Origin of the sequence: Hymenobacter sp. (assembly GCF_031398885.1) — a bacterium.
Lineage (GTDB): Bacteria > Bacteroidota > Bacteroidia > Cytophagales > Hymenobacteraceae > Hymenobacter.
In genome coordinates, this window is sequence record NZ_JANNOD010000107.1 from 1 (window position 1) to 10,306 (window position 10,306).

Genomic DNA, 10,306 nt, shown 5'->3' on the forward strand with positions numbered 1-10,306 from the left:
TGACACCCAGCCCTGGCGGCGGAAATAAATTCGCGGCTTATCTTCCTCACCTGTAAAGTCCAATCCGGATTACCACCCCGGCCTGTAAAGCGCAGGCCGGATTATCACCTCCACCTGTATAGCTATAGCCGGACGAGACACGGACGAGACAGACGAGACAAAGACAAGACAGCCTACAGACTGCCTACAGGGTGCCTTCAGCTCCGGTTGAGCGCGGCGGCTACTTCGGTCTCGGGGAGGCTGGTGTATGCGCCGAACTCGGCTACCGAAACGTAGGCGCGGGCGGGCTTGCGCAGCTTGATGCGCTGTGAGAGGCTATCCGAACAGGATAGAGAAGAGAGCTGTATTTTTGAGGGGGGCACGATTCAGGCGTTCCGCACTTTCGATACGCTTTGGGCGCGGCCCCCGCACGTTTTCGGCAGTGGGTGCGGGCGGGCGTGTTGGTCCGGCTCTGGGACGTGGCCCTGCGAGAGTACGAGGACCTAGTCGGCCTCGATTTTGACCCGATGGCCTTCGACAGCCACTGGCGAAAGTCAGGTGCGCCGGGCGCTAACGGGCCGGGCTGCTACTTGAGCGTAGTGCTCCGGTTGTCCAGCCGCGTAACCTGGCCGGCGCGCTTGCCGCTGCGCTTGATGCGGGCCCCGGCGTCGCGCTCCAGCACCAGGCGCGGCAGCGTGCACTCGGCCAAAGCCACCTCGCGGGTGACGTAGCCCGCGGCATCGAGGGTTAGCACCTGCCCCTGGTACACGGGGTCGGTGAGCTGAAACCAGCCGGTGGCATCCGTGACGTACACTTGGTGGGTGCCTTTGACGAGCAAAGTGGCGCCGACGAGGGCCTGGCCGTTGGGGTCGAACACCTGGCCGACGAGGGGCGCGCAGGCCAGGCGCGGGGCGCCCGCTTCGGTGGCTTCGGCGGGCCGGGTGGCTAAGGCAATGCGTTCTTGGGCGCTGGGCGTGGTGGGCCGGGGAGAGTTGGTGCGTTGCGCGGCCACGGGCCGGGCGCTACACGCCAGGGCGAAGGCCGCCAGAAAAAATAGGCGCATGGTGAATGAAAAAGAGTGAAAAGAGGCAAAAAGCGCTGCGTAACAACTTAACAGTACGTCGGCTGTGGTAGAGCAGCTCCCTTAACGCGAAGGGCAAAGGGCGGAAGTTGCCTTTCCAAAAATCAAAGGCGACTCAAAACTGAACGGACTAACTGGAGCAATTTCGAATTGGTTTCAACCGCCGGCGGTCATGGCCGGGGCCGGGGAGTGTTTGTTCAGGGGAATAGCGTGCCGGATTGGGCTATTCATCCGTAGCTTTTTGGCAAGCGCGTGGCGGGCCTTAGGGGTGGTTAACGGAACCTGCTGCTGGCTCCTGATTTGGATTGAGGACAAGCGTTGGCGGCGCACTCAGGGGTCGAAAGCCCGGTCCGCGGCGTGGCATCGCCGCCGGCCAGGCGATTGGTTAAACGGCCGAAAGGTACGATAATTTAGGATGATAACAAGAAGAATTCTTGCTTTTCCCAGCCGGGTGCTCCTGGCATCCCGCAAACGGTTGGGCATTGGTAAGGGTGGACGTAGCCATGCATATGCAGTCACAGCTGCCGCACCGGCACCAACCGGTGCTGAGCGAAAGGGGCGGGGCGGCTGCTCCGCGCTTCCGGGAGTCCTTCGGGTCGGAACCCCTGCCGCTGGTTTTTTGACCAGGCCGTGGACACCTGCCCGTCTCACCAATTGGAAGTGGCGCTGAAAAGCGTAAACAGGGTTTGTGGTTTTGGAGCGTTGCCATTCGGCGGGCTCCCGGTCCATTCGGCAGGGCTGGTTACCGTTCACGGAAATTGTGTTTCGTCCGCTGCGGGGCGCCGGTAAGTTTGGGTCATTCCATCACCCCCAACCCCCGTTCCCATGAAAACTCCTGCTTTTGCCCGCCTCCTATCCGTTGCGTTGTTATTGGCTAACGCCCCGGGCCCGGCCGCGCTGGCCGCTCCGGCCGCCCAACCCCTGATGTCCCCGGCGGCCGACAACCCCGCGCAGCACCCCACCTTCCGCGTGCGGGTGGTGGGCCAGGGCCGGCCCATGCTCCTGATTCCGGGCCTGACCTGCCCCGGCGCGGTGTGGGACGAGGCCGTGGCGCACTACCAGCAGCAGTACCAGTGCCACGTAGTATCGTTGGCGGGGTTCGGGGGGCTGGCGCCCACGGCCGTGACCGACCCGTTGCTGCCGGTCGTGCGCGACCAGCTCCTGGCCTACATCAAAGCCCAGCAGCTGACCCGGCCCGTGGTGGTCGGCCACAGCCTGGGCGGCTTTCTGGCGCTGCTGCTGAGCACCGCCCAGCCCGAGGCCCTGGGGCCGCTGGTGATTGTGGACTCGCTGCCCTTCCTGAGCGCCGTGCAAAACCCCGCCGCCACCGTGGAAACCGCCAAACCCATGGCCGCGGGCATGCGCCAGCAGATGCGGCAAGGCAAGCTGACTGCGGCCGCCCAGCGCCAGATGGTGGCCGGCCTCGTGACCGACACGGCCCGCGTGACGCAGCTGGCGCGCTGGAGCGCGGCTTCTAACCCCGCCACCACGGCCCAGGCCATGTACGACCTGTTTACCATCGACCTGCGCCCCGACCTCGGCCGCATTCAGCAGCCGGTGCTGGTGCTGGGCGCCTGGGCCGCCTACCAGCAATACGGCTCGACCAAGGAAAGCACCCGCGCCGTCTTCGTGCAGCAGTACGCCAAGCTGCCGCAGCAGCGCATTGAACTGTCGGAAGCCGGCCGGCACTTTCTCATGTACGACGACACGGCGTGGTTTTTTGCCCAGACCGATGCATTCTTGAAGCAGCACGCGGTGGCCAAAAAGTAACGGCTGGCGGCCCGAGTGCTGACCCTCGGGCCGCTTTTGCATGGCGACTCAGGCCGTATATTCCCTTTTCCCTTCACCTCGCCGCCATGCCGCTGCTGTCCGCCCGTCGCCGTTTGTATTGGTCGCTCCAGGTGGTGGGCTGGGGGCTGTACGGGCTGCTGGGCGTGGCGCTGTACTCCATCTTCGGCCGGTTCGCGTGGTTCATCGTGCAGCTGGAGCTGGTGGTGGTGGTGGTGCTGATTTTGCTCAGCCACGGGCTGCGGTTCTGGGTGCGGCGGCGGGGCTGGCTGCGCCTGTCGGTGCTGGCGCTGCTGCCGCGCCTGCTGGTGGCCCACGTGCTGGTGGCGGGCCTGAGCCAGGGCTTGATTATCGGGCTGGTGGCGGCCCTGGTGCGTGCCCCGGCCGGCAGCCAGCCGGCCCCGCTCATGTACCTGGGCTACGCGCTGCAGGTGTTTTTCGTGATGTGGCTCTGGTCCACCATCTACTTTGGCCTGCACTACCTCGACGACTACCGGCGGGCCGACATCGACAAGTGGAAGCTGGCGGCGGCCGTGCGCGAGGCCGAAATGCGCACCCTCAAGGCCCAGATAAACCCGCATTTTCTGTTCAACGGCCTGAATAACATCCGGGCCCTGGTGCTGGAAAACCCCGCCCGCGCCCGCGCCATGATGACGCACCTCTCCGACCTGCTGCGCTATTCCCTGCAGCTCAACAGCCGCGAACAGGTGCCGCTGGCCCGGGAGCTGGAAATCGTGACCCACTACCTGGCCCTGGAAAGCCTGCAGCTGGAAGAACGGCTGCACTACACCCTGGACGCCGCCCCCGCCGTCCTCGACGTGCTGCTGCCGCCCATGACCCTGCAGCTGCTGGTGGAGAATGCCATTAAGCACGGCATTGCGCCGCGGCCCGGCGGGGGCGTCGTTCAGATAACCGCGCAGCCCGACGGGCCAGCCCAAGTGCTCATTACGGTGCGCAACCCGGGCCGCTACCGGCCCAACCCCGCCGCCCCCGACCACACCGGCGTGGGCCTGCCCAATGCCCACGAACGCCTGCAACTGCTGTTCGGCCCCCGCGCCAGCCTGCGCATCGGCGACGACGCGCACCAAGCCGATACCGTGACGGCCGAGCTGCGCCTGCCGCTGGCGCCCGCTTCCTCAAACCATTACGCAGAGCCCGCAGCCCGTCGTGCTGAGCCTGCCGAAGCAGCTCGCCCGGGTGAGTAACCAACCGGGTTGATGCTGCGAGCGAACTTTGGCAGCGTTCTGCGGGGCATTACCAACCGACGTTACGCCCGCCCAGGCGGCAGCGCGTCGGAGGCGCGCGCCAGCGCCGACTGACGGCGTAACAGCACGTATTAATCTTTTTCTTCCCTTCCTGCTTGCCGATGAACGTGTTGCTGGTTGATGACTCGCGCCTGGCGCGCACCGAGCTGCGCCACCTGCTGCAGGGCTTTGCCGACGTGGCCGTGGTGGGCGAGGCCCGCCACGCCGACGAGGCCCGCGCCCACATCCAGGCCCTGCGGCCCGACTTGCTGCTGCTCGACGTGCAGATGCCCGGCCAAACCGGTTTCGAGCTGCTGGCTTCGCTGGAAACGGCGCCCCACGTCATCTTCACCACCGCCTACGACGAGTACGCCCTGCAGGCCTTCGCCGTCAACGCCCTGGACTACTTGCTCAAGCCCGTGCAGGAAACCCGCCTGGCCGCCGCGCTGGCCAAGGCCCGCACGCTGCTGCGGGCGCCCGCTGCGGGGGCCGAGCCGTCTGCGGGCGCTGCCGGGGGGCCCGCGCTGGCCCCGTCCCCGGCGCCCCTTTCCGCCCAGGACCAGGTGTTTGTGAAGGACGGCGAGCAGTGCTGGTTCGTGAAGCTGGCCGACATCAAGCTCTTCGAAATCAACGGCAGCTACACCCGCATTCACTTCGAGAACCACCGCCCGCTCATCCCGCGCACGCTACAACAACTGGAGGCCCGGCTCGACCCCAAGGTTTTTTTCCGGGTCAACCGCCAGCAAATCATCAACCTCAAGTGGATTGCCGGCGTCGAGCCCTGGTTCAGCAACACGCTGCGCCTGACGCTGCGCGACGGTCCCGAAGTAGAGGTGTCGCGCCAGCAGTCTGCGCGGTTTCGGGAGCTGTTGAGCCTGTAGGTTCCGGCCGGCACGCAGAAAAAATGCGGCTGTCGGACGGGTCCACGACGGTTCTCTTTAGTGCTTGCTAACCCAAGTTGCGGCCTATTGAACGTTAGCCCCAGCGGGGCGGCACATCGGTAGAAAAACAGCTTTACCTGGGTTGTTGAAGCCCCAGCGGGGCGACACCCGTTTCGACGAGTATCGCCCCGCTGGGGCTTTATCCTCTTCCACGGCCCTCTTCCTGCCACTGTGTCGCCCCGCTGGGGCTTGACCGCCTGTTCCGCAATTTGGATTTGCTAATGCTTAGTCGGGCTACTTGGCCGGGACGGAACGCAACTTCTCCCACCGCGCCCGCCGGGGCCGCTGACTCAAATTTTCCAGCGCCCGGCTTGCCGGGCACAACCCCGGGCGGACCTTGCGCGACGGGAACTCGCACGGCATAGAATATCAACCAAAAACAGAAAAGACAACAGGTAAGAGAGCCTGGCTTAACGCACAAAACCTCTCTTTGTACCAATCGGATAAATCCGTTCGACCCGAAGACTGCCCGGAAGAGACTGCCGGGGCAACCAGAGGATTGTGCGCTGCCGGGGAAGGCAACAGAGAATCACGAGCGCGGCGGGGTGCTGGCCCCGCTGCAAAACAGGAAGCCGTTATGCTCAGCGTCAAACAAGCGTTGTTGATTGTTTACTGGTTGGGTTTGGCACCCGTTGCGGCCGCCCAAAGTGCCATCAGCATCTCCAAAAAAGGATTTGTGCCGGCGGATAGCCTGTTCAAGCTGGTGTACGTGCCCGTGGAAGTTCCGCCGGGCATCGCGGAAATTCGCGTTCGGGAAATCTACTCGAATCAAGGAAAAAATGTCCTCAACCTCGGCATCTACGGTCCCGAGGGTCACCGGGCCGGGACGACGGCCGGCTTTCGGGGCTGGTCGGGCGGCGCCAAGACGGAGTTCTTCCTGAATGCCCAAGAGGCCTCGACCGGCTACGTGCCCGGAAAAATTACCCCCGGCCTCTGGCACGTGCTGATTTATCCTTCCACGATTTTGCCCACGGGCATTGACTGGGAGCTGGCCGTGACGCTGGTGCCGGGCGCCGACAAGCAAGGCGCCTTTGCCGTGAGCCCAGCCCCAGCGGCGGTCAACACCAAAGCGGGCTGGTACCGGGGCGATTTGCACATGCACACGCTGCATTCCGACGGCAAGCGCACCCCGCGCGAATTGGTGGACGAAGCCGCCGCGCAAGGGCTGGACTTCATCGTGTCGACGGAGCACAACACCAACAGCGCCAACCTGAGCTGGGGCAAGTACGCGGTTCCCAAGCTGCTCATCATCAACGGCGAAGAGGTGACGACCACGGCGTTTGGGCACTGGAATGCCGTGGGGCTGAATCCCACCACCCTCGTCGACTGGCGGTACACGCCCCAGGACGGGGCCGTGACGCAGTGCCTGGCGCAGGTCCACGCCGATGGGGGCCTGGCCATTATCAACCACCCTTTCTACAACAAGGAGCTTGCCAACGGCTTTAAGTTTGCGGTGAAGGACTTCGACGGCATCGAGGTGTGGAACGGCAAGTGGGATTTTCTGGACGAGCCCGCCTTGAAATGGTGGGACGAGCTGCTGCGGGCCGGTACGTACAAGCTGGCCATTGCGGCCAGCGACACCCACATTGCAGGTCCCTCGGACAGCCGGCTGGGCATCCCCCAAACCGTGGTCAAGGCCACGGGCCTGTCCCGGACGGGCATTGTGCAGGGCCTGAAGGCCGGCCGCGCCTACCTCATTGCCGAGCCCCGCATCAGCCTCGCGTTCACGGCGCGGGCAGGCAGCGCCACGGCGGAAATCGGCGAGCGGCTGTTCGCCGCCGCCGGGCAAACCATTCAGCTGGCTTTTTCGCTGGTGAATGCGCCGGCCGCGGTGGTCACGCTTTGTGGCGACCAGGGAGTGATAGCCACCGAAAACGTCGTTTCGGCTAAGCCCGCGGGCTTGCGCTGGACGGTTAAAGCGGGGTCGACCAAGTACCTGCGAGTGGAAGTGCGCACGCCCCGAGGGGAAATGGTTGCGCTGACCAACCCGATTTGGCTGGGGGAGTAGAAGGCAAGCTGATTGGAAACGGCGAATTGCAATAAAGTTGCGCGGAGCGTGTTTCACTTGCTCACGCCCACGCCGGCCACCGCGCCCGCATCGGCGAGTCCCGGCTCGGCCCCGTTCAGCCCCGTTCGGCAACTGCCAAAGCCTGCCAATGTCCTCGGCCTCGGCGGCTGTGGTGGGAACTCGCCCTCCGGTAAAGCAGCCCTTGTGCATTTGACTTGTCAAATGCACAAGCCTTATGAAGCCATCTTTGTGCCTTTGGAGGATGGGCGCCACGGCAATTGCCGGCGTCACAATCCATTATTTCACTCTCTACCGGTAGCTGTGCAGTATTATTCATCGGGCCGTCTTTCGCAGCACCTGCTGTGGCTGGCCTGCCTGGCGGGCGTGGTGGGGCTGCTGGCGGCGCGGTTTCTGGTGGCCTTGGCGCCGGTAGTGGGCGTGCTGGCCGCCCTGGCCAACCCGCACTTGCGCCGCGACCTTCCCCACTACTTCCGCAACGGCGCGGCCAGGTGGGCGGCGGCGCTGGTGGGGTTCCTGCTGCTGAGCGGCCTCTACACCAGCGAGTGGGCCACGTGGCGCCACGAGCTGTTTCGGGAGTTGACCTGGCTGGGCGTGCCCTTGGCCTTCGCGGTCGCGGTGCCGCTCAGCGCCCGGCAGCGGCTGGCGGTGGGGAGCCTGTTTGTGCTGGGGACGGCGGCGGTGGGCCTGGCCACCATGGGCCAGTACCTGCTCGACCCGGCCCGGGCCAACGAGGCCATTCGCATCGGCCAGAATATTCCGGTGGTCACCCGGGTGTTTCACATTTCATTCGGCGTGATGCTGGCGCTGGCCTGTTTTTGGGGCGCGCTGCTGCAGCGCGGCCTGCGGGCGGCGCCCGGGCTGCGCGTCGCGCTGCTGGTCGCCGCTGCCATTGCCGTCCTCACCCTGCACGTGCTGGCCTACCGCTCGGGGCTGCTGGTGTTATACGCCGGGCTGCTGGCCTGCGCCGTGCGGCTGCTGGCCCGGCGGCACCTGGCGCTGGGCCTGGGCCTGGGCCTGCTGCTGGGGCTGGGGCCGTGGCTGGCGTACCGCACGCTCGAATCGGTGCGGGAGCGGGTCCGAAGCACGGTCTGGGACGTGGAGCAGTTCACGCAGGGGCACGACATCAACGACTACTCGCTGGCCCGCCGGCTCGCGGCCGTGCAAACGGCGAGTGCCGTCATCGGCCAGCACTGGCTGCTGGGCGTGGGCCCGGCCGATACCCACGCGGCCATGATGGACGAGTACCGGTGGCGGGACCTGGGGCTGCGGCCTGGCAACCGGGTGGAGGTGCACAACCAATTTTTGCAGGCCTGGATGGGCGGCGGGCTGGTGGGCCTGGCGCTGTGGCTGGCGGTGCTGTTCAGGCCGTTGGTCCGGCCCGCGACCCGCCGCGACCCCTACGTTGGCCTGTTCATCATCACCCAAGCCACCGTCATGATGGTGACCGATGCGCTGAGCCTGCAAATCGGCCTCAACCTGTTCGTGTTCGGCTACGGCTTCCTGGTCGTGGCCGCGGAGCGCCGCGCTGCCTCGTTGTTGCCGCCGTCGTGAATAGCGGAAATAAAAGAAGCCCTGGCTATGCAGCCAGGGCTTCTTCACGAATCGTGTTTAGAAGAGCGGTTATTTCCCAAATACTTCGTTCAATACCCCGGCCAGGCGGATGCCGGCTTTGAGAATCTGCTGCTGCACGGTGGGGCCGAAGGTGGGGTAGAAGTGGTAGTCGAGCTTGGGCGTGGTGGCCGCGGCGGCGTACACGGCCGGGCAGAGCCGGTAGGATTCGAAGAGCCAAGTGGCCACGTCGTCCCGCTGCCACTGCTTGATTTGGGCGGGGGTGGCGCGGTCGTAGGCGGTGGCCATTTCCAGGTACGTGAAGCCGGGGTATTCCACCAGGGCGCTGTCCCAGATGCTGTGCAGGTTGGTTTCGTCCTTGCTGCGCCAGGTGACTTTGATGTCGTTGCCGCCCTTATCCTCGGCGTGGCCCACGTGCAGGGGCTGGTGCACGTCGCCCACCAGGTGCACCAGGAACTTGAGGGCAAACAGCTTCTCGGCGGCGGTTTTCTGGGGGTTCTTCAGGTCCTGGCGCACTTGCAGCAGGGCCGCGTAGGCGTTGGCGGGGACGGCCGGGGCGGGGGCCAGGGTGGCGTTGAGCTGGCTGGTGAAGCCGGCGAGGTCGAGGCCGACGGCCACGTTCACGTAGTGCCAGGGGGCGGTGGGGCCGTACTGCGGGTCCGAGCGGATTTCGTCGGGCCAGGTGCTGACCAGCGGCAGGGTTTCCGTGCCCAGCAGGCGGGCCACTTCCCGTTTGGCGGCGGCCGAGAGGTGGTTTTCGGCGATGCGGGCCACGGCCCGGTGGCCCACTACGCCCCAGGCCAGCAGGCTAAACGGCGCGCATAACAGGGCCAGCAGGGCAATACACTTTTTGAACATTGCACGAGGGGTTTGAAAGATAACGGAAGCGTAAAAAGTCGCGAAATAAAAATGGGCCACTAAACTGGGCACCTTGTCAAAGAAAGCGGCCCCGCAAAGCTAGGGATGCGGGGCTAAGCGGCGCTTCCTTAACAAATTCGCAATGGCCTTTCCTGGCGGGGCGGCAGCCAGTGCGAAACATTTAGTTATAAGGGGGTTGCGATGGTAATTTTGACCAATTTTAATTCCGTTGCCTTCATTCATCTCCCTGTTTTGCCATGTCGTTACACGCTATTGTTGATTCCCCCGAACTGTATATTGGCCACGACATGCAAAACCAGTGGCTGTACGCGGACTGGAAAGGTGAGTACGACCAGGAGGCGTCGCGGGCGGCCTGCGCGCTGCTGTTGACCAGCCTGCGGGTGTGGCCCTGTCAGAAAATACTCAACGACAATTCCGGCGTCACCCGCACCACGGCCCAGCTCACGGACTGGGGCGTGCGGTGGCTCGACGAGTTGCGGGCCGCGGGCCTGCAGTACATCGCCTGGGTGCTGCCCCGCAACCCCTTGGCCCGGCGGTGCAACGAAGAAAAGGTGCACGCCATCGACTACCCGCGGGTAGGCACGTTCGACGACGTGGCTTCCGCCTACGCGTGGTTGCAGCAACAGACGGTTGTCAGTGAGCAGTTAGCGGTTTGCAATTAGCAGTGAGCAGTGAGCAACAGGAACGTCATGCAGAGCGGAGCGAACCATCTCCCCCGCATCGTTGAACGATTGAATTACTACCCCCCGCCAGATGCTTCGCTCCGCTCTGCATGACGTTCCTGTTGCTCACTGCT

Annotated in this window: 8 protein-coding genes; 6 read left to right on the forward strand and 2 right to left on the reverse strand. The window is 64.8% G+C overall.

Annotated elements, in window-relative coordinates:
• Positions 1-565: 565 nt before the first annotated feature.
• Complete coding sequence (locus RMO51_RS19585; protein WP_310397646.1) at positions 566-1,042, reverse strand: carboxypeptidase-like regulatory domain-containing protein; 477 nt, start codon at positions 1,040-1,042, stop codon at positions 566-568.
• An 843-nt stretch (positions 1,043-1,885) separates the two neighbouring features.
• On the opposite strand from RMO51_RS19585, the gene RMO51_RS19590 reads away from it, so the two are divergent.
• From RMO51_RS19590 to RMO51_RS19610, 5 genes are all read left to right on the forward strand, one after another.
• Complete coding sequence (locus tag RMO51_RS19590) at positions 1,886-2,830, forward strand: alpha/beta hydrolase (protein WP_310397648.1); 945 nt, start codon at positions 1,886-1,888, stop codon at positions 2,828-2,830.
• An 86-nt stretch (positions 2,831-2,916) separates the two neighbouring features.
• Positions 2,917-4,053 carry a histidine kinase gene (locus RMO51_RS19595; RefSeq protein WP_310397650.1) on the forward strand — a complete coding sequence of 379 codons (1,137 nt, stop codon included), beginning with the start codon at positions 2,917-2,919 and terminating at the stop codon, positions 4,051-4,053.
• A gap of 161 nt (positions 4,054-4,214) precedes the next feature.
• On the forward strand, positions 4,215-4,973 hold the full coding sequence (locus RMO51_RS19600) for a LytTR family DNA-binding domain-containing protein (RefSeq protein ID WP_310397652.1): 759 nt from the start codon (positions 4,215-4,217) through the stop codon (positions 4,971-4,973).
• A gap of 682 nt (positions 4,974-5,655) precedes the next feature.
• Positions 5,656-7,041, forward strand: a complete 1,386-nt coding sequence (locus RMO51_RS19605; RefSeq protein ID WP_310397653.1) for a CehA/McbA family metallohydrolase — start codon at positions 5,656-5,658, stop codon at positions 7,039-7,041.
• 321 nt (positions 7,042-7,362) lie between these two features.
• Positions 7,363-8,613, forward strand: a complete 1,251-nt coding sequence (locus RMO51_RS19610; RefSeq protein ID WP_310397655.1) for an O-antigen ligase family protein — start codon at positions 7,363-7,365, stop codon at positions 8,611-8,613.
• 69 nt (positions 8,614-8,682) lie between these two features.
• Here RMO51_RS19610 and RMO51_RS19615 read toward each other — a convergent pair whose 3' ends face one another.
• Positions 8,683-9,489 carry a S1/P1 nuclease gene (locus RMO51_RS19615; RefSeq protein ID WP_310397658.1) on the reverse strand — a complete coding sequence of 269 codons (807 nt, stop codon included), beginning with the start codon at positions 9,487-9,489 and terminating at the stop codon, positions 8,683-8,685.
• Between the two features lie 257 nt (positions 9,490-9,746).
• On the opposite strand from RMO51_RS19615, the gene RMO51_RS19620 reads away from it, so the two are divergent.
• The gene (locus RMO51_RS19620) at positions 9,747-10,172 is read left to right on the forward strand and encodes a hypothetical protein (RefSeq protein ID WP_310397660.1); all 426 of its coding nucleotides are present in this window, start codon (positions 9,747-9,749) and stop codon (positions 10,170-10,172) included.
• Positions 10,173-10,306 lie beyond the last annotated feature (134 nt).

What these genes read in the sequence shown, in the direction of transcription:
- RMO51_RS19585 (WP_310397646.1), bottom strand. Translation starts at nt 1,042, where the DNA reads ATGCGCCTATTTTTTCTGGCGGCCTTCGCCCTGGCGTGTAGCGCCCGG.
- RMO51_RS19590 (WP_310397648.1), top strand. Translation starts at nt 1,886, where the DNA reads ATGAAAACTCCTGCTTTTGCCCGCCTCCTATCCGTTGCGTTGTTATTG.
- RMO51_RS19595 (WP_310397650.1), top strand. Translation starts at nt 2,917, where the DNA reads ATGCCGCTGCTGTCCGCCCGTCGCCGTTTGTATTGGTCGCTCCAGGTG.
- RMO51_RS19600 (WP_310397652.1), top strand. Translation starts at nt 4,215, where the DNA reads ATGAACGTGTTGCTGGTTGATGACTCGCGCCTGGCGCGCACCGAGCTG.
- RMO51_RS19615 (WP_310397658.1), bottom strand. Translation starts at nt 9,489, where the DNA reads ATGTTCAAAAAGTGTATTGCCCTGCTGGCCCTGTTATGCGCGCCGTTT.
- RMO51_RS19620 (WP_310397660.1), top strand. Translation starts at nt 9,747, where the DNA reads ATGTCGTTACACGCTATTGTTGATTCCCCCGAACTGTATATTGGCCAC.